This is a genomic window from Methylotenera sp. (assembly GCF_036401095.1).
In the GTDB taxonomy this organism is placed as follows: Bacteria; Pseudomonadota; Gammaproteobacteria; order Burkholderiales; family Methylophilaceae; genus Methylotenera.
Genome location: NZ_DASWWA010000012.1, coordinates 106,225 through 130,757, shown reverse-complemented (window position 1 = coordinate 130,757; position 24,533 = coordinate 106,225). Strand labels below are relative to the sequence as shown.

General features: G+C 46.5%; 21 protein-coding genes. 17 read left to right on the top strand and 4 right to left on the bottom strand.

The window, feature by feature from the left end:
• Nucleotides 1-210: 210 nt before the first annotated feature.
• The 3 genes from lpdA (at nt 211) to VGD82_RS08490 (ending at nt 3,956) form a co-directional block, all read left to right on the top strand.
• The gene (lpdA, locus tag VGD82_RS08500) at nt 211-1,980 is read left to right on the top strand and encodes a dihydrolipoyl dehydrogenase (RefSeq protein WP_331019983.1); all 1,770 of its coding nucleotides are present in this window, start codon (nt 211-213) and stop codon (nt 1,978-1,980) included.
• A gap of 78 nt (nt 1,981-2,058) precedes the next feature.
• Nucleotides 2,059-2,580 carry a hypothetical protein gene (locus VGD82_RS08495; RefSeq protein WP_331019982.1) on the top strand — a complete coding sequence of 174 codons (522 nt, stop codon included), beginning with the start codon at nt 2,059-2,061 and terminating at the stop codon, nt 2,578-2,580.
• On the top strand, nt 2,577-3,956 hold the full coding sequence (locus tag VGD82_RS08490) for an FAD-binding oxidoreductase (protein ID WP_331019981.1): 1,380 nt from the start codon (nt 2,577-2,579) through the stop codon (nt 3,954-3,956). The genes VGD82_RS08495 and VGD82_RS08490 overlap by 4 nt, the downstream gene beginning before the upstream one ends.
• A gap of 55 nt (nt 3,957-4,011) precedes the next feature.
• Here VGD82_RS08490 and VGD82_RS08485 read toward each other — a convergent pair whose 3' ends face one another.
• The 3 genes from VGD82_RS08485 to birA form a co-directional block, all read right to left on the bottom strand.
• Nucleotides 4,012-4,680 carry a sporulation protein gene (locus VGD82_RS08485; RefSeq protein ID WP_331019980.1) on the bottom strand — a complete coding sequence of 223 codons (669 nt, stop codon included), beginning with the start codon at nt 4,678-4,680 and terminating at the stop codon, nt 4,012-4,014.
• 11 nt (nt 4,681-4,691) lie between these two features.
• The gene (locus tag VGD82_RS08480) at nt 4,692-5,507 is read right to left on the bottom strand and encodes a type III pantothenate kinase (RefSeq protein ID WP_331019979.1); all 816 of its coding nucleotides are present in this window, start codon (nt 5,505-5,507) and stop codon (nt 4,692-4,694) included.
• 167 nt (nt 5,508-5,674) lie between these two features.
• Complete coding sequence (gene birA / locus VGD82_RS08475; protein WP_331019978.1) at nt 5,675-6,667, bottom strand: bifunctional biotin--[acetyl-CoA-carboxylase] ligase/biotin operon repressor BirA; 993 nt, start codon at nt 6,665-6,667, stop codon at nt 5,675-5,677.
• A 180-nt stretch (nt 6,668-6,847) separates the two neighbouring features.
• Between birA and VGD82_RS08470 the strand changes: the two genes are divergently transcribed.
• From VGD82_RS08470 to VGD82_RS08415, 12 genes are all read left to right on the top strand, one after another.
• On the top strand, nt 6,848-8,614 hold the full coding sequence (locus tag VGD82_RS08470; RefSeq protein WP_331019977.1) for a glutamine--tRNA ligase/YqeY domain fusion protein: 1,767 nt from the start codon (nt 6,848-6,850) through the stop codon (nt 8,612-8,614).
• Nucleotides 8,602-9,372, top strand: coding sequence for a hypothetical protein (locus tag VGD82_RS08465; RefSeq protein ID WP_331019976.1), 771 nt, complete (start codon nt 8,602-8,604; stop codon nt 9,370-9,372). The genes VGD82_RS08470 and VGD82_RS08465 overlap by 13 nt, the downstream gene beginning before the upstream one ends.
• Before the next feature lie 26 nt (nt 9,373-9,398).
• Nucleotides 9,399-9,977 carry a flavin reductase family protein gene (locus tag VGD82_RS08460; protein WP_331019975.1) on the top strand — a complete coding sequence of 193 codons (579 nt, stop codon included), beginning with the start codon at nt 9,399-9,401 and terminating at the stop codon, nt 9,975-9,977.
• Between the two features lie 86 nt (nt 9,978-10,063).
• Nucleotides 10,064-11,176: a magnesium/cobalt transporter CorA gene (gene corA / locus VGD82_RS08455; RefSeq protein WP_331019974.1), complete on the top strand. Its 1,113-nt coding sequence runs from the start codon at nt 10,064-10,066 to the stop codon at nt 11,174-11,176.
• Nucleotides 11,177-11,418: 242 nt separating this feature from the next.
• The gene (gene purL / locus VGD82_RS08450; protein WP_331019973.1) at nt 11,419-15,342 is read left to right on the top strand and encodes a phosphoribosylformylglycinamidine synthase; all 3,924 of its coding nucleotides are present in this window, start codon (nt 11,419-11,421) and stop codon (nt 15,340-15,342) included.
• 140 nt (nt 15,343-15,482) lie between these two features.
• On the top strand, nt 15,483-15,968 hold the full coding sequence (locus tag VGD82_RS08445; RefSeq protein WP_331019972.1) for an ankyrin repeat domain-containing protein: 486 nt from the start codon (nt 15,483-15,485) through the stop codon (nt 15,966-15,968).
• Between the two features lie 114 nt (nt 15,969-16,082).
• Nucleotides 16,083-16,475, top strand: coding sequence for a c-type cytochrome (locus tag VGD82_RS08440; RefSeq protein ID WP_331019971.1), 393 nt, complete (start codon nt 16,083-16,085; stop codon nt 16,473-16,475).
• Complete coding sequence (locus VGD82_RS08435; RefSeq protein WP_331019970.1) at nt 16,468-17,748, top strand: NAD(P)/FAD-dependent oxidoreductase; 1,281 nt, start codon at nt 16,468-16,470, stop codon at nt 17,746-17,748. The genes VGD82_RS08440 and VGD82_RS08435 overlap by 8 nt, the downstream gene beginning before the upstream one ends.
• 56 nt (nt 17,749-17,804) lie before the next feature.
• A complete protein-coding gene (locus VGD82_RS08430) occupies nt 17,805-19,007 on the top strand; it encodes a PQQ-dependent sugar dehydrogenase (RefSeq protein WP_331019969.1) in 1,203 nt (400 codons plus the stop codon).
• Between the two features lie 9 nt (nt 19,008-19,016).
• Nucleotides 19,017-19,634, top strand: a complete 618-nt coding sequence (locus tag VGD82_RS08425; protein WP_331019968.1) for a hypothetical protein — start codon at nt 19,017-19,019, stop codon at nt 19,632-19,634.
• A 78-nt stretch (nt 19,635-19,712) separates the two neighbouring features.
• Entirely contained in the window at nt 19,713-20,663 is a 951-nt protein-coding gene (locus VGD82_RS08420; protein ID WP_331019967.1) for an SMP-30/gluconolactonase/LRE family protein, read from the top strand.
• Between the two features lie 47 nt (nt 20,664-20,710).
• Nucleotides 20,711-21,499, top strand: coding sequence for a ferritin-like domain-containing protein (locus VGD82_RS08415; RefSeq protein ID WP_331019966.1), 789 nt, complete (start codon nt 20,711-20,713; stop codon nt 21,497-21,499).
• Nucleotides 21,500-21,502: 3 nt separating this feature from the next.
• On the opposite strand, the gene serB is transcribed toward VGD82_RS08415, so the two are convergent.
• A complete protein-coding gene (gene serB / locus VGD82_RS08410) occupies nt 21,503-22,342 on the bottom strand; it encodes a phosphoserine phosphatase SerB (protein WP_331019965.1) in 840 nt (279 codons plus the stop codon).
• Nucleotides 22,343-22,480: 138 nt separating this feature from the next.
• Here serB and sucC point away from each other — a divergent pair, with 138 nt between their 5' ends.
• Together sucC and sucD are read left to right on the top strand one after the other, a co-directional pair.
• A complete protein-coding gene (gene sucC / locus VGD82_RS08405) occupies nt 22,481-23,644 on the top strand; it encodes an ADP-forming succinate--CoA ligase subunit beta (protein ID WP_015831623.1) in 1,164 nt (387 codons plus the stop codon).
• Complete coding sequence (gene sucD, locus VGD82_RS08400; RefSeq protein WP_331019964.1) at nt 23,641-24,522, top strand: succinate--CoA ligase subunit alpha; 882 nt, start codon at nt 23,641-23,643, stop codon at nt 24,520-24,522. The genes sucC and sucD overlap by 4 nt, the downstream gene beginning before the upstream one ends.
• The last annotated feature ends 11 nt before the right edge of the window (nt 24,523-24,533 follow it).

The following is a 24,533-nucleotide window of genomic DNA, read 5'->3' as shown; positions in this document are numbered from 1 at the left end:
TGCTTATCGGCAGGTGCAGTTGAGTGTGCTCTGCTTGGCTAATTAAGTGTTAGCCATATCTACTTTTGTTTAGGTTGTCTGCCCGCTATCAACATAATACGGTTTCGATTTTGCTGTATCGCAGCAAGGTTATTGCATGTTAGTAGGCGATAAAATGAGAGGTTTGATGTTAAAATTGCAACAAATAACCAAAGTTTACAAAGGGTGTGCATGAGTAATTTAGTTGAAGTATTGGTGCCGGATATCGGTAACTTTGATAGTGTTGACGTGATTGAAGTGCTGGTTAAAGCTGGTGACACAATCGCTAAAGAAGACTCTTTGATTACCGTAGAGTCTGATAAAGCGTCTATGGATATTCCGTCTTCACATGCTGGTGTTGTAAAAGAAATTAAAGTTAAAGTGGGCGATAAGGTTGCTAAAGGCGCGCTGATTTTGTTAGTTGAGGCGGCTGAAGCCGTTGCCGCACCCGTTAAAGCTGAGGCTCCAGCACCTGCAGTGGCTGCGGTGGTAGCTCCAAGTGCAGCGCCGGTTGCAGCTGTTGCCGTTGGCGATACTGATATCAATACACAAGTGGTGGTGTTAGGTAGCGGCCCAGGCGGCTATACCGCAGCTTTCCGTGCGGCAGATTTAGGTAAGCAAGTAGTGTTAATTGAGCGCTACGCGACATTAGGCGGCGTTTGTCTGAATGTAGGGTGTATCCCATCTAAAGCTCTATTGCATACTGCAAAAGTGATTACTGAGGCAGAAGAGTCTAGCCATCATGGCGTAAAGTTTGGCGCGCCACAGGTGGATTTAGAGCAGCTGCGTAATTGGAAAGCCAATGACGTAGTTGGCAAATTGACTGGCGGCTTAGCAGCAATGGCTAAGCAACGTAATGTGACCGTAGTTCAAGGCGTGGGTAAGTTTACTAGCGCTAACCAAATTGCGGTAACTGCGGCCGATGGCAAAGTGACAACAGTTGGTTTTGAGAATGCGATTATTGCGGCAGGTTCACAAGCGACCAAATTCCCGGGTGTGGAAGCTGATGAGCGCATTATGGATTCAACTGGCGCCTTAGCGTTAGCGGATGTGCCTAAGCGTATGCTCGTGATAGGCGGCGGCATTATTGGCTTAGAGATGGGTACTGTATACGATGCCTTAGGCACCAAAGTGAGCGTGGTTGAGTTCACTGATGGCCTGGTTCAGGGTTGTGATCGTGATTTAGTACGCCCATTACAAAAACGTATGGAAAAACGTTTTGAAGCGATTATGCTCAATACCAAAGTGGCGAAGATGGAGCCTAAGGCTGACGGTATTCATGTGACCTTTGAAGGCGTGAACGGGAATGAAGATGCGCCGAAAGGTGTTGAAGTATATGACCGAGTACTGGTGTCGATTGGTCGCCGTCCGAATGGTAAAAATATCGGTGCGGAAAATGCAGGCGTGGCCGTAGATGACTATGGTTTTATAAATGTAGATAAACAAATGCGCACTAACGTGTCGCACATTTTTGCGATTGGCGATATTGTTGGTCAACCAATGTTGGCACACAAAGCAACTCATGAAGCTAAAGTAGCCGCTGAAGTGATTGCTGGTGAAAAAGTAGAGTTTGTTGCATCCGTGATTCCATCAGTTGCCTATACAGACCCTGAAGTAGCATGGGTGGGCGTAACCGAGACTGAAGCCAAAGCTAAAGGTATTGCCATCGAGAAAGCCAGCTTCCCGTGGGCTGCGAGTGGTCGAGCATTATCTATCGCACGTACTGAGGGCGCAACTAAGCTGATCTTTGATAAAGAAACTCATCGATTGATTGGTGCAGGTATTGTTGGTGTGAATGCTGGTGAGTTGCTGGCAGAAGCGGTGTTAGCAATTGAAATGGGCGCAGATGCACATGATTTAGGACTAACCATCCATGCACACCCAACTTTATCTGAAACCGTGTGTTTTGCGGCAGAGATGAAAGAGGGCACCATTACCGACCTTTACATCAAAAAACGCTAATTTCTTGATAGTGTAAATATTGAACTAGTCAGGCATGTGTAATGCTAGGCTAGTTCAAATTCAAAAAAGGCCAAGGCAATGAAGATGTTATTTCAATATGTTTTGCTAGCTCTGATGGTCAGTATGTTTAGTGGCTGTGCGTCGCTAACCAAAGAGGATTATCAACGGGTGCAAATTGAAACATATTCAAAAGACAATACGATGATTGCCAATGCTAAATGTCGCGCCAGAAATGAGCGTGGTGATTGGCTAACCTTTTCTTCAGGCCCGCTTACTGTACATCGCTCTGCTCAAAATCTATTGGTTACTTGTGAGAAAGATGGTGAGGCTACGGGTTATGCAACCCTAATTTCCCGCGTCAATGATGGTATGGTAGGTAACGTATTTTATGGCGGCGGCGTAGGGGCTATACTGGATGATTATAATGGTAATGGCTATAGCTACCCGGATTGGGTTCGTGTGGTGATGGGCGATAATCTGGTATTTGATCGCAAGGAAAATAAACGCGGCCAGGTAATGCTTGGTAAGCAGCCAGTAGAGCCGGCCATTGCCAGCGATAAAAAAACTGTTATCGATAATCTTTTATACTTGTTACCATGACCGATACCGCTCAAGCTGCCTTCCTGCAGCAATTACAACGCATTGTACCTACAGGCCGTGTCTATATCGACCCTGTAGATTGCTATGCCTACGCTTACGATAATTCCCGTAATTATCATAGCCCGATTGCTGTTGTTTTCCCGCTCACTATAGAAGAAGTACAAAGTGTCATCTTGCTTTGTAATGCGCATAAAGTGCCTGTGGTGCCACGTGGGCGTGGCACTGGCACCGCAGGTGGCAGTGTGCCTGAAATGGGCGGTGTTGCGCTGTCACTAGAGCGCATGGATAAAATTATTAGTATCGACCCGGATAATCGCATGGCGATTGTTGAGCCGGGCGTATTAAACCAAGTGCTGCAAGATGAAATTAAACCGGTTGGTTTCTTTTGGCCGCCAGACCCATCAAGCGCTGCTTATTGCAGCGTAGGTGGTAACTTGGCTACTTGTGCCGCGGGCCCACATGCAGTGAAATATGGCGTGGCGCGCGACCATATTCTTGGCTTAAAAGCTGTGACCGGCAAGGGTGAAATCATCAAAACTGGCTGTTACACCAGTAAGGGCGTAGTAGGTTACGACCTTACCCGTTTGTTGGTAGGCTCTGAAGGCACATTGGCGGTAATTTGTGAGGCAACGCTTAAACTGACGCCGCTACCTAAATTTACAGGTGGCATTACCGCAGAGTTTGTCGATACTGAAAGTTGCGCCAAAGCGATTGCCGCAATTATGGCGCAGCCTTACACTCCGAGTGCTTTGGAGTTTTTGGATAATGGCGCGCTTACACTGATTCGCAGCCGCCATCAAAACCTATTACCTGAAAATGCACGTGCTTATTTGATGATTGAAGTCGATGGCTCGCAGCAAGAGATTGCCGAAGCTACAGAGGCTATTTTGCAAGCATGCCAAGTGACGGGTTTGATCGAAGCTAAGCCGGCGCATGACACTAAAGCGTTATGGGCTGCACGCAAGGCATTATCACCGCTACTAAAAGACATTGCGCCTAAAAAGATTAATGAAGACATCGCAGTGCCGGTTTCTCATCTGCCGGCATTGCTGACTGGCCTAGAGCAGCTTGCTGCATTGCACCAAATTTCAAACGTAAATTTTGGCCACGCCGGTAATGGCAATATTCATGTGAATTTGCTGGTAAATCCAGATAATGCTGATGAAATGAAGCGTGCTTATCAGTGTTTAGATGAAGTATTTAGTTTGGTGCTGTCGCTACAGGGCACTTTGTCCGGTGAGCATGGCGTAGGCATGGCAAAGCGCCCATTTGTGCCACGTGAGATTGATGCAACCACAATAGGCGTGATGAAGTCGCTCAAGCTGACTTTTGACCCGAACAATGTGTTAAATCCGGGTAAACTGTTCCCAGCATAACTAATCTCACCTATGAGTTAAGGCCGGTGGGTAAGTGTAGGGTTAAATGTAGAGTTTAAGTTGCGCTGCAGCTAACTTCTTTAAGCTCCGCCGCTGGGAAGCTCGGTTTTAGTTTTTTGATCTCAGCTACTTCATTCTCGGTCAGATTTTTAAGTAGCAGGCTGGAGTAACTTTTGCCTTGGTTGCGTAACGACTTTTCTACGTTCTTAATCCCTTTTGCTTGTAGCTCTTTTTGTAAGTGAATAGCTAATTGCTCATCGCTAAAAATGCCAAATGAAATAGCATTTTTCCATTTAGGCTCTTGCACTACAAACACGTCGGTAATCCCCTGTGCCTTAAACTCAGCCGCTCTTTTTAGCGCCTCTGCGGTTGTTTTAAATGGCGGCCTGTATACCCAAAAGCGTTTAGACTCCTGTATGGGTTGTTCTTTCACGGTAGCTTGCAATGAAAGCTTACCTAGCTCACCTTGCGCGTGAGCTAGGTTGGCGTCTGAAAAAACACTCCATTCAAAACAAACATCCGCCACAGGTTCAGGTTTAACTTCAGCTACTTTTTGTTCTTTCTTGCTCAGCGCGTCAATTTGCTGCTGAGACAATACTTTGATTTTTTCCGGTGAAATTTCTGCCTGTTGCGTTTGGGCGGGCTTGGGTAACACTACATCGCGATTGAAGTAGCCAAACAAACCAATATTAATGATTGCGAATAGCCAAAAAAGGTATTTCATGACAATGTGCTTTATGAATTTTTGTTAATAACAGGCTGGGCCAGTAGATACAAGCCTTGCAGTACCAAGCTATCTACGATAGTAACAGTTTTTTTGCTGTGTTCAATCTTGCCGTATGCTGAATCTTGTTGCATAAAGGCTTGCTGAATCACGCCAGCATTGCCGCCGCTAATAATCAGTTTAGGCGCCGTGCTGTACTGCTCAGTTGCTTGCAACATCTGTGTAATTGCACCTAGGGTGGCATGAATGGCCCCGCTGTAGATGGCGTCACTCGTGTTATTGGCAAATGGCTTAATGGCAGCCTGCTGGTCAGCCAGTGCTACGGTTTTCGGTAACTGCGCGGTGGCTGCGCCTAAGCTTTTTTGCATTAGCTCTATGCCTGGCAATATCATGCCGCCAACAAACTCGCCGTATGGGTAGTCGGCATTTTCGCGGTGAATAATGGCATCTATGGTGGTAGCAGTGCCAGCATTAACCACTACGCAGCTTGCATGGTGTAAATGCCATGCCCCGATTAGCGCTGCCCAGCGGTCTGTGCCTAGTGACGCCGGAGTGGTGTAGCTGTTGACTACATCAGCGGCTTGCTTGCTGGCAATGACCCAAGTGGTGATGGCTTGGTATGAGGCGATGCGTTGTTGGAGCTGCGCCGCATGCTGTTCACCTGCAACGTTAGAAATTACGATTTGGGTACAGTTGAGCGTATCAGGCAGCAGTTTCGCGGTGGTAATCTCTGTGTTTAAGCATGCGTCTTGATGGCAGATATTACCGCTCGCATCAAACAATGCCCATTTTGTTTTTGTGTTGCCAGCGTCAATTGTTAATATCATTTTATGCACGCCAATGCGGTAGTTTGCCGCATTCCAGTAATGTGCCCAGTGCTGGCAATTGGCACAACTTCATCATAAGGGCGTGGTGATGCGGCATAGATGGCTAAAGAAAAATAATGATTGCGTACTATTCTAACACTAAGTTTTTTTACCTAAGCGTTTTAACATTAAGCGCTATGAGCTGGTGTGGCGCTGCGCAGGCTGATTTCACCAGACATCATTTTTTGTAGGCCGTTAGCTGTTTCTACAATTAAGGTGCCATTGTCGCTAATGTCCTGCACTACGCCAGTCACTTCGCTGCCATCCGGCATCAGCATACGCACCGGCTGCTGGTGGTAGGCGTGGTGTGCCGTCCACTCCTTGCGCAATGCATCAAGGCCAGATTGCTCAAAAGTGAGCAGCACCTCGGCTAGGTGTTTGAGCAGCGTTGCCATCAAGGCGTTTGGGTTAACGCTAGATGTAGTGGCGTGGTTTAGGTCAGTCACTGGCTGGTCAATTTTTTGCAGCAGGTGCTCGGGTAGGTGCAGGTTGATGCCTACGCCAATCACTGCCGTGCTGGGGCCTTCCATATCGCCTTGCAGTTCTATCAGTATGCCTGCCAGTTTTTGTTGGTTGAGCAGTATGTCGTTAGGCCATTTGAGTTGGGCTGCGGTAGCGCCAACCTCATGCAGGCCGCGAATCAGCGCAACTCCCACGGCTAAACTTAAGCCGGATAGTACGGCTGCGCCACACTGAAAGCGCCATAGCAGTGAAAAGGTCAAACTTGCCCCAAGGCTGGCTTGCCACTCGCGGCCACGTCGGCCACGGCCATTGGTTTGCAGGTTGGCAATCACACAGGTGCCATGCGTTTGTGCACTCATGTTTTGCATCAAGTAGCTATTGGTGGAGCCTATCGTGTCGAATACCTCTACATTCAGCCATGCCAGCTGCGGGCTCATATTGCTGATAATGGCTTGTTTATCCAGCAGGGTTAGCGCGTGTGCTAGCTTATAGCCGCGCCCACGCACGGAGAATATTTCAACGCCCAAGTTTTCTGCATGCTGCAATGCGTTCCAAACCGTAGCGCGGCTCACGTTAAAGTGCTGCGCAATGGCTTCGCCGGAGTGAAACTTGCCATCAGCAAGCAGTTTTAATATTGGGAAAGTCAGGCTGTTTGTCATAGGCTAAGTTTAGCATAGGCGTGTGGGTAAGCAGTATTGGCACATGCTTCCGCTACATTTTTTAAAGAACGGCGTAGATGTTGGCTGCTTGGCTTGGTTCAAGTAATCAATTTCTACAGGTACACATACAAGTAAGTAAGCTGGTGTAAAATAACGGCAACTTAAATTGAATTTGTTGCTATGTCATCTGAAAAAACACCAATCCCTGCTGCCTCTAATTTTATCCGTGCGATTATTGAGAAAGACCTCTCACAAAGTAAATATGCCACCAAAAAATGGGCTGGTAGCCCAGGCGATGCTGCGCATCAAGACACAGGCATTGTAGATGCGGCTAAAATTCGCACGCGCTTTCCGCCAGAGCCTAATGGCTATTTGCACATTGGGCATGCAAAATCTATTTTCTTAAACTTTGGCTTAGCGCGTGATTTTGACGGTATCTGTCATTTACGTTTTGATGACACCAACCCAGAAAAAGAAAGCCAAGAGTACGTAGATAGCATTTCAGATGCGGTGAAATGGCTAGGTTTTGGTTGGGATAACGCCAACGAAAGCAACCTGTATTTCGCCAGCAACTATTTTGATTTTATGTACCGTGCTGCTGAAAGCCTGATTGAGCATGGCCATGCCTACGTGGATGAACAAAGCGCAGATGAAATGCGCATTAATCGCGGCACGTTGACCGAAGCAGGTAAAGATTCACCTTTCCGTGGCCGCACTGTTGCCGAGAACTTAGCGCGCTTTCGTGAAATGCGCGATGGCAAGCATGCTGATGGCAGCATGGTACTACGCGCTAAAATCGATATGGCGTCACCTAACATCAATATGCGCGACCCTGCGATTTACCGCGTGCGTCGTGCGCGCCACCACAACACCGGTGACCAATGGTGCATCTACCCGATGTACACCTTTGCCCACCCGATTGAAGATGCATTAGAGCGCATTACCCATTCTATCTGCACGCTGGAGTTTGAAGACCAACGCCCATTTTACGATTGGCTGTTGGAGCGTTTGGCGGAAGCTGGTTTGCTAGCGCATCCATTGCCAAAACAATATGAATTTGCACGTTTAAACCTTACCTATGTGGTGCTTTCAAAACGTAAACTCATTCAATTGGTAGAAGAAAAACACGTAAACGGCTGGGATGACCCACGCTTACCAACCATTGCGGGTGCGCGCCGCCGTGGCTACACCGCTGCTGGCTTTAAACTATTTACTGACCGTATTGGCGTGAGTAAAGCTGACTCTTGGATCGAATACAGCATCCTTGAAGACTGCATGCGTGAAGTGCTCAATACCGATGCAGAGCGCCGCATTGCCGTGCTAGATCCAATCAAGTTAGTGATTGATAACTACCCAGAAGGCCAAAGTGAAGACTGCTTTGCCCCTAACCACCCACTCAAGCCAGAGCTGGGTAAACGTACTGTACAACTCACCAAAGAGCTTTGGATCGAGCGCGAAGACTTTATGGAAACGCCAAGCAAAGGCTTCTTCCGCCTAACGTCAGATGGCATGGTACGCCTGCGCTACGGCTATGTAGTGAAATGCACAGGCTGCGAAAAAGATGCAGATGGCAACGTGACAGTAGTGCATTGCGAATACCTACCAGACACTAAATCAGGCACACCGGGCTCAGACAGCGTAAAAGTAAAAGGCAATATCCACTGGGTAAGCGTAGCGCATGCTTACGAGGCCGAAGTACGTTTGTATGACCGCCTGTTTAAAGAAGCGCACCCGGGCGAAGGTGACCGTGACTTCTTGGATGATATTAACCAAAACTCAGTGCAAGTGATTACAACCCAACTAGAGTTGAGCCTGAAAGACGCAAAACCAGAAGAAAGCTTCCAGTTTGAGCGCCATGGTTATTTTGTCGCGGATAGAAAAGATAGTGTGGCAGGCAAGCCGGTGTTTAATAGAACGGTGACGTTGAAGGATGCTTGGCAGAAGTAATTTTCAGTTTAAGAAAGTTAAAAATGAGAAAATCTATATATCTTTTTTTATTTGGTCTTATCGTAGCGGGATGTTCTGCAACTCCAATTAAGCCGGAGCAAAAAGCTGGTTTACATAGCATTGCTGTAGTTTCACTTATGGGTAATGACTTAGAGTTTACAAAAGTAGGCTTTACTGTTTTCAATAATGATAGTTTTGTTCGTGACACATCAAGTTGGAACATAGATAGTAATGTTGAAAAACTAACAAAAGAGCAACTTCAAAAATCCTCTTCTGATTTTAAAATCATTGAAGTTCCATTTGATCGGGCAGAGTTGACTAAAATTTATAAACCAGCCGGTAGTTGGGGTGAGTATGCGAGCTTAGATCGCATCAAACCTGAACTAAAGAAAAAACTAGATCAAACTCCTGCTGATGCAGTGCTGGTAGTACATAGGCAAAATGGCCAAGATCCGATAGCAATGACTAATGTTCATTTGCAGGGCTATGGTGTCTTTTATCGAACTTTGCCTTTAGTTGATCCACTGGTGAAGCCGTATGCAATTTTTAGTATAGTTTTGTTAGATGGTAAGACACTAAAACCAATAGCTACAAAATATGTAAGGGGGGTATCCGTTGAGTTTGGTAAAACTAAAATATCTTGGGATGACGAACTTAAAAACCATCTGTCTGATGAATTGTTCTCAAGATTTGAGTCTTCTATCAATGTAGTAATAAAGGGTAATGTGGAGAGTGGGTTAAAAGAAATGGGCTTGTAGTTTTCCATAACTAGAACTCATTTATCATGTTGGATATATCTCAAGCCTACCGCCTCCTCAATCACGGCCCAACCGTACTGGTTACCACCGCTCACCGCAACCAACGCAACATCATGGCAGCGGCATGGAATATGCCGCTGGATTTTGACCCACCTAAAATCGCGATTGTGATTGATAAAAAAACTTACACGCGCGAGCTGATAGAAGCTTCCGGCAGCTTTGCCATTAATGTGCCATGTCGTGCGCAGGCGGAGATGGTAGTGCGAGTGGGCGCTAGCTCTGGACGTGAGTTGTTGGGGAAAGAGGCCGACAATAAGTTTGCCGTCTTTGATTTACCTACATTTGCCGCCAGCAAGATTGCCGCGCCATTAGTCACGGGCTGTGTGGCTTGGCTGGAGTGCAAGCTGATTGCCGAGCCGCATATTCAGGATACTTACGATTTGTTTTTAGCTGAGGTGGTTGCGGCGCATGCGGATGAGCGTGTGTTTAGCGATGGGCGCTGGCATTTTGAAGGGCCGAATGGTGAAAGTTACGATGAGTTGCGCACCATACACCATGTGGCGGGTGGTAACTTTATGGCGATAGGCGAGGCGTTTAAAGCATAAGCGCTTAATCCATAAGTGTTTAATACATGGGCACTTAATACATAAGTGCTTAAATATATGCACTTAAATATAAGTTAGGTTAATCAATGAAAAGACGGCGTAAACCTAAAAAGCATCTTTCTACAAAAATCGGTATGGCACCGGGCTCGCTAGTCTATGTGGGCAGCATGGATGCAGATGCCGCAGAAGTGGCAAAGCCTAGCGTGAGCGTGATGGCTTATGACGCCGCAGAGCTGACCGAGCAAGTGTTAAGTGCCGATGAACTCGCCAGCTTTAAATTGAGCGATTACACCAATGCCGGCAAGAAAGTTTGGCTGAATGTACATGGCGTGCATGATGCTGCGCTGATTAAGCAAATTGGGGATTTATTCCACTTACACCCTTTGGTGCAAGAGGATATTCTCAATACCGAGCAGCGCCCGAAAATAGATGAATTTGATGATTATGTGTTTATGGAAACGCGTTGTTTCAGGTACGACAAGCTTGCGATGGCGATGGATTCAGAGCAGGTGAGCTTTGTGTTAGGGCGAGATTACTTGCTGACGTTTCAAGAGCGTTCTACCGGTAATTTTGAGCCTGTGAGAACGCGTATGCGTGCAAGCCGTGCGCATATACGAGAGCTTGGCGTGGATTACTTAGCCTACGCGTTGCTAGATAGTGTGGTGGATAGATACTTTAGTGTACTGGAGGCAGTAGGCGATGCGAGTGAAGCGCTTGAAGAAGTGCTGCTGCACAAACCAACCAATACCGAGCTGCATGCAATTCATCAGCTTAAGCACGTGAGCATTGAGCTACGCCGCGCGGTGTGGCCTTTGCGTGAGGTGATTAACACCTTGAGCCGTAATGAAAATGATTTTTTCAAACCCACTACCATGCCGTATCTGCGCGATGTATACGACCATACCGTGAGTTTTATTGAGTCGCTAGAGTCTATCCGTGATGCATTAAGTGGCATGATGGATATTTACATGGCGAGCGTAAGCCAACGCGTTAATTTGGAAGTACGTGCTTTAACTGTGGTGGCAATGCTGTTTATGCCAGCAACGCTGATTGCCGGTATTTTTGGCATGAACTTTCATGAGATGCCATGGCTGGCAGATAAAGACGGCTTTTGGTGGGCAATGGGTTTAATGTTGAGTATTGCGCTGGTGATGCTCACCATCTTTTGGCGCCGGCAGTGGTTAACTAGCAAAACTTAGGTTTTTTGGTCAAGCCCATGTTTTTAGTTAAGCCTAGGCTTTCTAGTTAAATCCAAGCTTTCTAGCCAAACCCAGTGGTCAGTTAAGCTTTAAAGGCACGCTCAAGTCTTTAGCGCAGTTTTCGCTTTGGGTCTCTTACTCAAAAATATCTTGATTAATTTGCCTGACAGATTAGCGACTTAACACGCGCTAATCTGTTAAAATCTCGGTTTATTCTTGTCCTTGATATTTAGCTGAGTTTAATGAGCCAATCTAATCCAAACACACAAATGATCAGCCTGCGTGGCAGTGCTGCTTTATCACCTTTCAGAATTGAGAAAATTCAAAATAAACTGAATGAAATCTGTCCAAACATTGGGCATATTTACGCTGAGTTCTGGCATTTTGTATGGGTGGATGGTGCGTTGTCAGCCCAGCAAGAAAATACACTGAACCAGATTTTGACTTACGGCCCAAGTATGCAGGCTGAAGAGCCTAACGGCGAGTTTATTCTGGTGTTACCACGCGTAGGTACAATTTCCCCTTGGGCATCACGTGCTACCGATATCGTGCAGCACTGTGGTTTGCCTGAAGTGCAACGCGTAGAGCGCGGCATTGCTTACTATGTGCAAACTAAGGGCGGCCAGCCTTTAACTGCTGCTGAGCGTCAATTGCTGTTGCCATTGATTCATGATCGCATGACCGAGAGCGTATTCGCGAACAAGCAAGATGCTGGCAAATTATTCCATACCGATACACCTAAGCCATTAAGTACAATTGATGTATTGCAGGGCGGTAAAGCTGCGCTAAACCAAGCCAATAACGAAATGGGTTTGGCGCTATCACCAGACGAAGTAGATTATCTGTTTGATAACTACACAAGAATGCAACGTAACCCAACCGATGTTGAGTTAATGATGTTTGCGCAGGCAAACTCTGAGCATTGCCGCCATAAAATCTTTAATGCAGATTGGGTGATTGATGGCGAGCAACAAGAGTTCTCACTGTTTGGCATGATCCGCAATACGCACAAGCTGAACCCAGGTGCAACTGTGGTGGCTTATTCTGACAATGCTTCAATTGTGGCGGGTCAGCAAGCTAACGAGCCTACCAAGCGTTTTTACCCAGCAGAAAATGGCGCGTACCGCTTTATTGAAGAAGATATGCACTTCTTGATGAAAGTGGAAACCCATAACCACCCAACAGCTATCTCTCCATTTGCGGGTGCAGCGACTGGTGCTGGCGGTGAAATTCGTGATGAAGGCGCAACCGGCAGCGGCTCTAAACCTAAAGCAGGTTTAACTGGCTTCTCAGTATCTAACTTAAATATCCCTAACTTTACCCAGCCTTGGGAGTCAGAGGCTTACGGTAAACCTAACCGCATTGCTTCACCATTACAGATTATGGTGGACGGCCCATTAGGCGGCGCAGCTTATAACAACGAGTTTGGTCGCCCAAACATTACCGGTTATTTCCGTACCTTAGAAATTGAAGCACCTAGTGCAGCTGGTAGCACTGAAGTGCGTGGCTATCACAAGCCAATTATGTTGGCAGGCGGTATTGGTAATATCTCTGCGCAACACTCTAAAAAGAACCCAATCCCACCTGGTGCGGCATTGATTCAACTGGGTGGCCCAGCAATGCTGATTGGCTTGGGCGGTGGTGCGGCGTCTAGTATGGATACTGGCAGTAACGTAGAAAACTTGGACTTTGACTCTGTGCAACGTGGTAACCCAGAGCTAGAGCGCAGAGCGCAAGAAGTGATTGACCGCTGCTGGCAGCTGGGTGAAGACAACCCGATTTTAAGTATTCATGACGTAGGCGCGGGTGGTATTTCTAACGCGTTCCCAGAACTAGTGAATGATGCTGGCGTGGGCGCGATATTCCAATTGCGTGATGTAAACAACGAAGAGCCAGGCATGTCACCACGTGAACTCTGGAGCAACGAGGCGCAAGAGCGCTACGTAATGGCGATTGCACAAGAAGATTTACCGCGCTTTAAAGAGATTTGCGCGCGCGAGCGTTGCCCATACGCAGTGGTAGGTTATGCCACAGAAGAGCGCCACTTAACCGTGGCTGACAGTCATTTTGACAATAAGCCAGTGGATATGGATTTATCTGTATTGCTAGGTAAACCACCAAAAATGACGCGTGATGTGAAAAGCGCAGCGCCAGAATTAAAAGCATTTGATACAAGCAAAATTGATTTAAAAGACGCTGCCGCACGTGTATTACGTTTGCCGGGCGTAGCGGATAAAACATTCTTGATTACGATTGGCGACCGCTCAGTGACTGGTTTGGTTGCGCGTGAGCAAATGGTTGGCCCATGGCAAGTGCCGGTGGCTGACGTTGGTGTAACGTTGGCAGGCTATGAAACCTACCGTGGTGAAGCCTTTGCTATTGGTGAGAAAGCACCACTAGCATTAGTAAACGCACCGGCATCTGGTCGTATGGCGATTGGTGAGTCTATTACCAATATCGCAGCCAGCCTGATTGACGACATCAGCGATTTAAAACTTTCAGCAAACTGGATGGCGCCAGCTGGTCATGCGGGTGAAGATGCTGCATTGTTTGCAACGGTAAAAGCCGTGGGTATGGAGTTGTGCCCGCAACTAGGAGTAAGCATCCCAGTTGGTAAAGACTCCATGAGTATGAAAACCGTGTGGAATGATGACGGCGAGAATAAATCTGTAACCTCACCAATTTCATTGGTGGTGACAGCGTTTGCCGCAACGCCAGACGCACGTAAAACATTAACGCCACAGTTGCAAACTGGCGTTGCCTCACAATTGATTTTAATTGATTTGGGTGCTGGTAAAAACCGTATGGGCGGCTCAAGCTTAGCTCAGGTTTACGGTGAGGTAGGCAATGTTGCACCGGATGTAGATGATGCAAGCCAGCTTAAGCATTTCTTCAACACGATTCAGCAGTTGAATAAATCAGGCAAGATTCTGGCTTACCATGACCGTTCTGACGGAGGCTTGTTTACCACTTTAGTTGAGATGGCGTTTGCCGGACACTGCGGTTTAAATGCAGATGTATCCAGTTTGCCAGGTAACTTGGTAGAAGCGTTATACAACGAAGAGCTTGGTGCGGTGATTCAGGTGCGTGCAGAAGATGCGCAAGCAGTGGTTGCCCAGTTTAACGGCTTGGCACACGTGGTGGCAGAAGTAACAGCCGCTAACCAGATTGAAATCAAACAGCATGGCCACGTGGTGTTTGCTGATACGCGCGTTAACTTGCATCGTATGTGGTCTGAAACTACATACCATATGCAAAAACTACGTGATAACCCAGTAAGCGCTCAGCAAGAGTACGACAGATTGTTAAACGATGCTGACCGTGGTTTGTTTGCAGAATTAACATTTAACCCAAGTGAAAATATTGCTGCGCCATACATTGCAACCGGTGTGCGCCCTAAAATGGCTATCTTGCGTGAGCAAGGCGTAAACGGCCATGTGGAAATGGCAGCATCATTTGACCGTGCCGGTTTTGCCGCTTACGACGTACATATGAGCGATGTTATTAGCGGCCGTGTATCACTAAAAGACTTTGCCGGTGTGGTTGCCTGTGGTGGCTTCTCTTATGGTGACGTGCTTGGTGCAGGTGAGGGCTGGGCTAAATCTATTCTGTTTAACTCACGTGCGCGCGATGAGTTCTCTGCGTTCTTTGATCGCCAAGATAGCTTTGCGCTAGGTGTATGTAACGGCTGTCAAATGATGAGTAACCTACGCGAGTTGATTCCTGGTGCTGCACATTGGCCACATTTTGTGAAAAACAAATCAGAACAATTTGAAGCACGCCTCAGCATGGTTGAAGTTTTAGCGTCTCCATCTATTTTCTTTAATGGCATGGCCGGCAGCAAAATGCCAATTGCTGTGGCACATGGTGAAGGTTTTGCGGAATTTTCTCAGCCTAATGCTGTCAATGAACTGTTAGCACAAAAATTAGTGACGATGCGTTTCATTGACCATGCATCAACACCTACTGAAGTGTACCCGTTGAATCCTAACGGCTCACCGCAAGGGGTCACCGGATTAACCAGCACGGACGGGCGTTTTAGTATTATGATGCCACATCCTGAACGTGTGATTCGCAACGTGCAGAATACATGGCAACGTTGTGATGATGCTGAAGATAGTGCTTGGATTCGTATGTTCCGCAATGCAAGAAAATACATTGCTTAAATACGCGTTTGATTGCCAAGGCTCTGCTAATTGGGGCTCTGTTAATAATGCTTTAAATAGACTTTAAACCGAAACAGGTTTGGTCTGTACGGTTTTAATAGTGACAAAAATTTTAATAAATGACTTTGGAGAAATGCAGCATGAATTTTTTTAGAACACTTGTTTTAGCATTAGCCTTGTTTTACCCAATCGCATCCATGGCAGAACTGAGCGATGATGACCATATGCGCTATACCGAGGCTTTGCGTGATGGTAACGTGAAGTTAGTTAAAAAGTATCTGGATACTGATGCTAAACCAAATGACAAGTTTTTCGGCTGGTCTGCATTACAAATTGCTGCAACTAAAGGTCAGCTTAAAGTTGTTGAGTTGTTGATTGATCGTGGCGCTGACCTTAACTATCAACACCCAATCAGCAAAAACACCGCTTTTCATATGGCAGCGTTTGGTGGATATTCAGATGTGGTGAAATTGTTAGCGGCTAAAGGTGCTGACGTTAATATTAAAATGCGTGCTGATGTTTCTATTATTCGCGCTGTACGTGATGAAGGTAATACCAAAATGGTAGAACTGCTTACTTCACTTGGCGTGAAAGATGATGGCTGTTTAGAAGAAAAGTGTTTCTAATCACTTGAACTTGCTATCTCGGCACTGGTCATTATAGGCTGGTGCTATAGATAGCTTGGTAGTTGTAAGTTTGATTATTTGTAGTGGTGTTCCTAACAAAAAGATACAGAGCCCATGAAAACATTTATTCTAAATTTAATACTGATATCCTCAGTTGTTTTGCCCACACCGGGCAGGGCTGCTGAGGATTTTGTTTATGTAGAGCAGGGTTTGCATACTCGAACATTGGCAGCATCTTGTGCAGCGTGCCACGGCACCAATGGTAACGCGGTGAAAACCAATGCTGAGTTTGACGCAACCGTACTTGCGGGGCTAGATAAAGCTTATATAGAGCAACGCTTGCTTGATTTTCGTAAAGGCACGCGCCCAGCTACGGTGATGCACCGACATGCAAATGGCTTGACGCTAGATGAAATTAAGCAACTTGCAGATTATTTCTCACGCCAGAAACCTGAGAAACACACCATGCCAGAACCACAAAAACTAAAGGCGGTGCAGGATGAGTAACACAGCTGATTTTAATCGCCGTAATTTTATTAAGACTGTAGGCGTACTGGGTGCCTTGGCGGTTACCCCACATGCAGTCGCGATGGGTAAAAAGCCACCGATAGGCCGTGTGGTTGTGATTGGTGGTGGCTATGCCGGTACCAGTGCCGCTAAATATATTCGTATGTGGAGTATGGGCAGCATTGAGGTGGTGGTCATAGAGCCGTTACCACAGTTTGTGTCCTGTCCGCTGAGTAACTTAGTATTAGGTGGCAGCCAGCAGATAGGCGACCTGACCTTTGGCTATGATTTGCTGAAAAAACATCATGGCATACAGTGGGTGCAAGATACCGTCACCGCTGTGGATAGCGATGCTAAAAAAGTGATCATGCAGCGCGGCGAAATCAGTTACGACCGTTTAATCGTGGCGCCAGGCGTAGATTTTGTTTACGATCGTTTACCTCAGTTGCAAACCGCTGAAGCGCAAAAGCAGATTCCTCATGCCTGGAAAGCCGGCTGGCAAACCGTTAATTTGCGTCAGCAGTTAGAGGCAATGCCTGATGGTGGTGTATTTGTGATCACGATCCCTAAAGCGCCATACCGTTGCCCACCGGGACCTTATGAGCGCATTTGCCAAGTGGCTTATTATTTGAAAGCGCACAAGCCTAAAAGCAAGATTATTGTGCTGGATGCGAATGCTGAAATTACTTCTAAAAAAGGCCTGTTTACTAAAGTTTGGGCTAACAATTATGCCGGCATGATTGATTATCGCCCTGATAGTGCAATTGTGTCCGTAGATGTGCAAACTAAAACTGTGAGTACCGAGTTTGAGCGGGTCAAGGCTAATGTGTTGAATGTGATTCCTCCGCAACGTGCGGGTAAGCCAGCGCAGATGGCAAATTTGCTCGCGTCTGATTATCCGTGGTGCGAGGTTGATTTTTTAAGCTATGAGTCTAAGTTAGTACCTAATGTGCATGTGGTTGGCGATAGCGTTGCTTCAGGCTTGCCTAAGTCGGCACATATGGCAACGTCACAAGCCCGGGTTTGTGCGAGTGCGATTGTGGAGTTAATGCAGGGTAGAGGTCCCGACCCTGCACCGGTATTTGCCAACACCTGCTACAGCTTTGTTGATGACAAGCAGGCTATGCATGTAGCCAATGTGTATCGATACGATGCTGCAAAAAAAATCATGGTGTCAGCGGAAGGTGGCGGTGTTTCGCTCGCCCCTTCAGATAAAGAGGGCGCTTATGCCAAGGCTTGGGCACACAATATATGGTCTGATGTGCTGACTTAACTTGTGGGTTTTATCTGCGGTAAGAGAATGATATTTAATGCGAAGCATGTTTGGGAGTGCTTATTTTTACAGTTAAAAAATATATAGGATTGCTTGCTGCTTTAACGCTCTTGGCTGTGCAGCCAGCTTTCGCCGTTGATTTGGCCGATATTCGGTTGCCTGATAGCTTTAAAATTGAGATGTTTGCTGATTTTAATACCAAAAATGGTGCGCAGTTGTCTGCCCCTAGGATGATGGCGCTGGATGCAAAAGGTAATCTCTATGTATCTGCTGTCGGCAGTAATCGAGTGCTAATGCTGCCAGACCGTAATCGGGATGGCGTTGCCGATGAAGTGATTACAGTTGCTCAGAATCTAAATGCGCCTCAGGGGCTTGCATTTGTTGGTGATAGCTTGTTAATTGCCAATCAGGATGGTGTGGTGCGAGTGACGCTTGAGCGTGAGGGTTGGTCTAAACCGCAAGCCTTTATTAGCAATCTCCCTACTGGTGGGCATACACTTAAAAACATTAGGTTAGGGCCGGATAGTTTTTTGTATATCAACGTAGGCTCGAGTTGTAATGTTTGTATAGAAAATGAGCCGATGCGGGCGACTATGCTCAGATACACGATAGAGGGTAAGCCGGCAGGGGCATTAACTACTTTGGGTCGACACCAGCAGTCTGCCATATTTGCGCGTGGTTTACGTAACTCGCAGGGGTTTGCATGGCACCCGTCGACTGGTGCTATGTACGCTACCAATAATGGTGCGGATAACCGCAGTGGTACGCAAGGTGGGGCTGTGAATGATGAATTACCACCTGAGCATTTAAATAAGATTGAGGCAGGTAAGCACTATGGTTGGCCACATTGCTGGGGTGGCAATAAGGAAGTTGGTACGCAGTTTGAAGACCCAAACTTTAAGGGTGCCGCTGGTTTCTGCAATACCACGCAACCACCTGTTGTGAGCTTTAAAGCACATACCACACCTATTGGCATTAGCTTTTTAGACAAAACCAATTGGCCGTCAGCTTATAAAGCAGATGCTATTGTGGCGTTACATGGGTCATGGAACCGTAAACAGCCTGCTGGTTACCAGTTAGTTAGAGTAAAATTCAAGGCCAATGAGCCGCTGGCAGTGGAAGACTTTGCCACCGGGTGGCTGTCTAATCAACAAGTGTGGGGCAGGCCGGTCGATGTATTAGTCGGGGCAGATGGCGCGCTTTATGTGTCGGACGATAAGGCGAATATTATTTACCGCATTAGTTATAAAACGAAGTAGGAAAACTGGATGAAAATGAATGTAATTAAATTAATCGCGTTGTTAGCCATCGGCAGCAGCGTTAATGCTTATGCGGCAGAGCCGGCAGCTACTCAAGGCTCATCACAGTTGCTGATGTATATACAGCCTGTGGATTATAGCAACCCTATCAGGTTGTGGAGTCCGTATCAAGATTACTGGTTTTACCAAGGTCCAGTAGTGGAGAAGGTAGCGCTTTCAACTTTCACTAAGGCCTATGGTGATGTAGGTATGTGTGAAAGCAATCAATCTGGTAATGCCTTGGTATGGTTACAACCTAAATTATTTTATAACCCACAAGTACAATTGTTTTTTGGTGAAGTAACGGCTGACGTTTATAAAGGCGTGGGTGAACACATTGGTGAGTATGTTGGTAAGTCACAAGTGCGTGGTTTTTTAAACATGCACATGCAGGCCGAGGCTTCCATTGAAAAAGTATACGCTGGTGCGATAGCCGATGTAGTTGCTAAAATGCAGGCAGATAGCGCTTTACAGGCAAATATCAATAGCCACATTAACAATAAATCTCAGCAATATCAGACCGATAAATCGCCTTGCGCAATGGTAACGCTGTTCCCAACCAAAAAAATACGAGTAATGTCGTTTTAGCGTTCGTTTTTCTTTTCGCTAGTACTATTAATTATTAGTACTGCTAGTCATTTATATAATCTCTAGTTAGGGTTAAAAATGTTAATAAAATATACCAAAATTAGTTTGCTAATAGCAGCGGGCGCTTTAGTGCTAGGTTGCCAATCTACTCAGCCACATCAAGCAGCACCTGTGCACCAATCTGCCAATTTAAAGTATGTAGCTAAAAAAATTACAGGATTAAAAACACCTGAATCTGCTGTGCAGGCGAAGGATGGCAGAATATTTATTTCCGAAATTAATGAGTTTGGTAAAGATGGTGATGGGCGCATCAGTGTGGTAGATCCTCAAGGTAATGTCACCGTGTTTGCCAGCGATTTAGATGACCCTAAGGGCTTGGCAATTATTGGTGATTATTTATACGTAGCTGATAAAACCAAGATACTCAAGGTCAATGTCAAAACAACCAATCCCTCTGTAAGCATTTTTGTGCCGGCTGAGGCGTTTCCTGCAGTGCCGCTTTTCTTGAACGATCTGGAGGCAGACTTGCAAGGCAACTTGTATGTGAGCGACAGCGGTGATTTATTTAATACAGGCAAAGGCGGCGCGATTTATAAAATCAGCCCGCGTGGTGAAGTTAAATTGTTGATTAAAGACACTCAGGATGCACGTGTAAAAGCACCCAATGGCTTACTGGCAGACGATACTGGCAACAACCTGATTTATGTGGATTTTACTTCTGGCGTGCTATATAGCTTGAACACATCTACTGCAGAACTATCAGACCTAGCAGAAGGCTTTGGTGGCGGCGATGGCGTGGTGCATCACTCTAGCGGTGTGATGTTTGTGAGTGATTGGAAAAATGGCAAAGTTTTTAGCGTGAATTTAATGGGGGATGTGCATCTGCTCAAAGCCGGCTATCAGTCTGCGGCAGATATCGCGATTACCAAGGATGAGCGTTATTTATTGGTACCTGATATGAAGGCGGGTGAGTTGGACTTTATTCCCTTGGATCACGCTAAAGCAGCAGCAACATCGCATCATTACTAACAGGCCACAAGCCTCATGACCACAAGCTTTATGAACGGAACGTTTCAATGCAAGAGTTAAGGCAGGCGGCACTTAACTGCTTGGCTGAATGTCAGCTTATACACAAAACCAGCGCAGTTACCGCGCTGTATCAATCATGGCAGTTGGGCGCTTTAGAGTTGGATGCCGAGCGTGAGCTGATGTCCAGCCAGCCAATTCCGGGTCGTCCTGAGCGCCCAGTGTTGGTGTCTCCACTAGAGGTAGGTAAGCGCTCCATGCGCACCGCGGAGGGGCGCGCTGGATTGATTCACGCCTTGGCGCATATTGAGTTTAATGCGATCAATCTAGCTCTGGATGCAGTTTGGCGCTTTGCAGGTATGCCGCAGCAGTATTACGCAGATTGGTTAAAAGTGGCAGCTGAAGAAGCCTATCATTTTGGTTTGCTCAATGCACATCTGCAAACATTAGGTTACCAGTATGGCGATTTTACTGGCCATGACAGCCTGTGGGAAATGGTGGCACGCACGCAAGATGACGTGTTGGCAAGAATGGCATTGGTGCCGCGCACCATGGAGGCACGTGGCTTAGATGCCAGCCCATCGTTGAGAAATAAGTTTGCGCAAATTGGTGATATTGATATGGCGGGAATTCTGGATATTATCCTGCGCGACGAGATTGGCCATGTTGCGATAGGGAATGTTTGGTTTAATTGGCTGTGTAACAAACGTGAATTAGAGCCAATAGCCACTTATGCAACACTGGCGCAGCAGTACAGCGCACCAACTTTGCGTAAGCCTTTTAATTTAGAAGCTAGGCGCAAAGCTGGCTTTACCGAAGCCGAGCTGGCGCTGTTGTGATGTTTAGCTGGCGAATAAATTAATCACGCCGTCTAAGCCCATATAGTTAAGAGCATAGCTAGCCTGTGTCTGCACCACTGGTTTTGCATGGTAAGCAATCCCAACACCGGCTGCAGACATCATTTTAAGGTCATTTGCACCATCGCCAATCGCAATAGTTTGTGTTGCGCTTAGGCCTAAACGGTCACGCAGTTTCACTAACTCATCCGCCTTGGTTTGCGCGTCTACAATATTGCCTAAAATCTTACCAGTGAGCTTGCCATCAATAATTTCCAAGGTGTTGGCAACGGCGTAATCCAGCCCTAGCATCGCCTTGACGCGGTCTGCAAAGAAGTTAAAGCCACCAGATACCAATAGTGTGGTGATATTGTTCGCCTTGCAGTTATCTATCCACTGCTGTGCACCCGGGTTAAGTTGCAAGCGCTCGTTCAGCACGCGCATCAGGTCAGACTCTTGCAAGCCTTTGAGTAATGCCACACGCTCACGCAGGCTTTGTGCAAAATCTAACTCGCCTTGCATGGCACGCTCGGTAATGGCGGCCACTTGCGGTTTTAAGCCAACCATATCGGCAATTTCATCAATGCACTCAATGCTGATAAGCGTGGAATCCATATCCATCACGCACAAGCCATAATGTTGAATCAGCTGGTCGTTTTGTACATATGCGCAGTCTATTTTTTGCTCTGCACAAAACTGCTGAACGGATGGATTTATTTCAGACTGGTTGGCCAGGTAGTAGCCATGTTGCGCGATTTGAACAAATTGCACGCTAGAGGCGCAGAGTTGGTGAATATGAGCTAAATGTGCAAAAGTAATGGCCTTGCCTTGAACAACTAAACGCATAAGTAAACAATCTGAACGTAAAGTTTTATTATACACTCGACTATCCACTTCATTAATGGCATCAACTTACATTACTTTGCTAGCGCATTTCTCTGAATTGCGAGAAAATGTGCATAACCTTTAAATCGAGTTATTTTTATGAATTTGCATGAGTATCAAGCGAAAACGCTGCTTCAAAAATACGGCATTCCTGTGCCTCGCGGTCAAGTTGTTGCAGTTGCGAAAGAAACGGTAGGTGTCACTACTGAAATCGCCAGTGATGGCTGGGTAGTAAAAGCACAAGTACATGCCGGTGGCCGTGGTAAAGCAGGCGGCGTTAAAGTGGTGAAGTCTGCTGCTGAAGCACAGAACGTTGCGGGTGAGTTGTTAGGCAAAACGCTAGTTACTTATCAAAATGCGCCAGATGGGCAACCAGTAAATCAAGTGTTGGTTGAGGAAACACTGCCTATTGCACGCGAGCTTTATTTGTCTATGCTGGTAGATAGAACATTAGAGCGCGTGGTGGTGGTGGCGTCAGTGGCAGGTGGCATGGATATTGAAGAAATTGCGCACACTAGCCCAGAGAAAATCTTGCAAGAGGTCTGTGATCCACTCAATGGTCTAGTGGATTTCCAAGCACGTAATTTAGCGTTTAAGCTCGATTTAAGTGGTGATCAAATTGGGGCTTTCACCAAGCTGTTAAAAGGCCTGTATCGCTTGTTTAAAGACAATGATTTAGCCTTGTTGGAAATTAACCCATTAGTGGTGACGACTGACGGTAAACTGTATGCGCTAGATTGCAAAATGAGCGTAGATGACAATGCTTTGTATCGCCAAAAAGCGTTAGCTGAGCAACGCGATTGGAGCCAAGAAGACAGTAAAGAAGCTGTTGCGCACCATGCCGGCTTAAACTATATCGCGCTTAACGGCAATATCGGCTGTATGGTGAACGGTGCTGGCTTAGCAATGGCGACTATGGATTTGATTAAGTTGCATGGCGGCATGCCTGCAAACTTTTTGGATGTGGGTGGTGGTGCTACTGCCGAAACCGTGGCCAAGGCGTTCAAAATTATTTTGGCTGACAGCAATGTAAAAGCCATCTTGGTGAATATTTTCGGTGGCATTATGCGCTGCGATATTATCGCGGAGGGCATTATTACCGCGGTACGTGAAGTCGGTATGCAAATTCCTGTGATTGTGCGTTTAGAAGGTACGAATGTGGATTTAGGTAAAAAAATGTTACAAACAAGCGGGCTTAATATTATTTCGGCTGAAGGTTTAACTGATGCTGCACAGCAAGCAGTGAAGGCGGTGGTAGCATGAGTATCTTAGTCAATAAAAATACCAAAGTGCTATGCCAAGGCTTTACCGGTAAACAAGGTACATTCCACTCTGAACAGGCTCTGGCTTACGGCACGCAAATGGTGGGTGGTGTTACTCCAGGTAAGGGCGGGCAGTTACATTTGGGCCTACCAGTATTTAACACCATGCGTGATGCTGTGCGTACTACGGGCGCTAATGCTAGTGTTATTTATGTACCACCGGCATTTGCGGCGGACTCTATTTTAGAAGCTAGCGATGCAGGTATTGAGCTTATTATCTGTATTACTGAAGGTATCCCAGTTTTAGATATGCTGAATGTAAAAGCAGCATTGAAAGCTAATGGTACGCGTTTAATCGGGCCAAACTGCCCAGGCGTGATTACACCGGATGAATGCAAAATCGGCATTATGCCAGGTAGCATCCACTTGCGCGGCAAAGTGGGCGTGGTGTCACGTTCAGGTACGCTTACCTATGAGGCGGTGCATCAAACCACTGCATTGAACTTGGGTCAAAGCACTTGTGTGGGTATTGGTGGCGATCCTATCAAAGGGCTTAACTTTATTGAGTGCTTAGAGATGTTTGAAGCCGACCCTGAAACCGAAGCCATTATTATGGTGGGTGAAATCGGTGGCTCTGATGAAGAGGCCGCGGCCGAGTTTATTAAAAGCAATGTGCGTAAGCCAGTAGCTGCGTATATTGCAGGCCAAACTGCGCCAGCGGGTAAACGCATGGGTCATGCCGGTGCGATTATTTCTGGCGGTAGCGGTAAAGCAGCAGATAAGATTCGCGCCTTGGAAATTGCAGGTGCGGTAGTTGCAAGCTCACCTGCAGGTTTGGGTGAGGCTGTGCTGGCAGCGATGTGTCAGAAAAATCTTTAAGTTAAGAGAGC

Bases quoted from the DNA above. Each gene is read 5' to 3' on its own strand.
- serB (WP_331019965.1), bottom strand. From the start codon at position 22,342: ATGCGTTTAGTTGTTCAAGGCAAGGCCATTACTTTTGCACATTTAGCT.
- VGD82_RS08490 (WP_331019981.1), top strand. From the start codon at position 2,577: ATGACCGATACCGCTCAAGCTGCCTTCCTGCAGCAATTACAACGCATT.
- lpdA (WP_331019983.1), top strand. From the start codon at position 211: ATGAGTAATTTAGTTGAAGTATTGGTGCCGGATATCGGTAACTTTGAT.
- VGD82_RS08435 (WP_331019970.1), top strand. From the start codon at position 16,468: ATGAGTAACACAGCTGATTTTAATCGCCGTAATTTTATTAAGACTGTA.
- VGD82_RS08480 (WP_331019979.1), bottom strand. From the start codon at position 5,507: ATGATATTAACAATTGACGCTGGCAACACAAAAACAAAATGGGCATTG.
- VGD82_RS08425 (WP_331019968.1), top strand. From the start codon at position 19,017: ATGAAAATGAATGTAATTAAATTAATCGCGTTGTTAGCCATCGGCAGC.
- purL (WP_331019973.1), top strand. From the start codon at position 11,419: ATGAGCCAATCTAATCCAAACACACAAATGATCAGCCTGCGTGGCAGT.
- corA (WP_331019974.1), top strand. From the start codon at position 10,064: ATGAAAAGACGGCGTAAACCTAAAAAGCATCTTTCTACAAAAATCGGT.
- VGD82_RS08495 (WP_331019982.1), top strand. From the start codon at position 2,059: ATGAAGATGTTATTTCAATATGTTTTGCTAGCTCTGATGGTCAGTATG.
- VGD82_RS08460 (WP_331019975.1), top strand. From the start codon at position 9,399: ATGTTGGATATATCTCAAGCCTACCGCCTCCTCAATCACGGCCCAACC.
- VGD82_RS08440 (WP_331019971.1), top strand. From the start codon at position 16,083: ATGAAAACATTTATTCTAAATTTAATACTGATATCCTCAGTTGTTTTG.
- birA (WP_331019978.1), bottom strand. From the start codon at position 6,667: ATGACAAACAGCCTGACTTTCCCAATATTAAAACTGCTTGCTGATGGC.
- VGD82_RS08420 (WP_331019967.1), top strand. From the start codon at position 19,713: ATGTTAATAAAATATACCAAAATTAGTTTGCTAATAGCAGCGGGCGCT.
- VGD82_RS08445 (WP_331019972.1), top strand. From the start codon at position 15,483: ATGAATTTTTTTAGAACACTTGTTTTAGCATTAGCCTTGTTTTACCCA.
- VGD82_RS08485 (WP_331019980.1), bottom strand. From the start codon at position 4,680: ATGAAATACCTTTTTTGGCTATTCGCAATCATTAATATTGGTTTGTTT.
- sucC (WP_015831623.1), top strand. From the start codon at position 22,481: ATGAATTTGCATGAGTATCAAGCGAAAACGCTGCTTCAAAAATACGGC.
- VGD82_RS08470 (WP_331019977.1), top strand. From the start codon at position 6,848: ATGTCATCTGAAAAAACACCAATCCCTGCTGCCTCTAATTTTATCCGT.
- VGD82_RS08415 (WP_331019966.1), top strand. From the start codon at position 20,711: ATGCAAGAGTTAAGGCAGGCGGCACTTAACTGCTTGGCTGAATGTCAG.
- sucD (WP_331019964.1), top strand. From the start codon at position 23,641: ATGAGTATCTTAGTCAATAAAAATACCAAAGTGCTATGCCAAGGCTTT.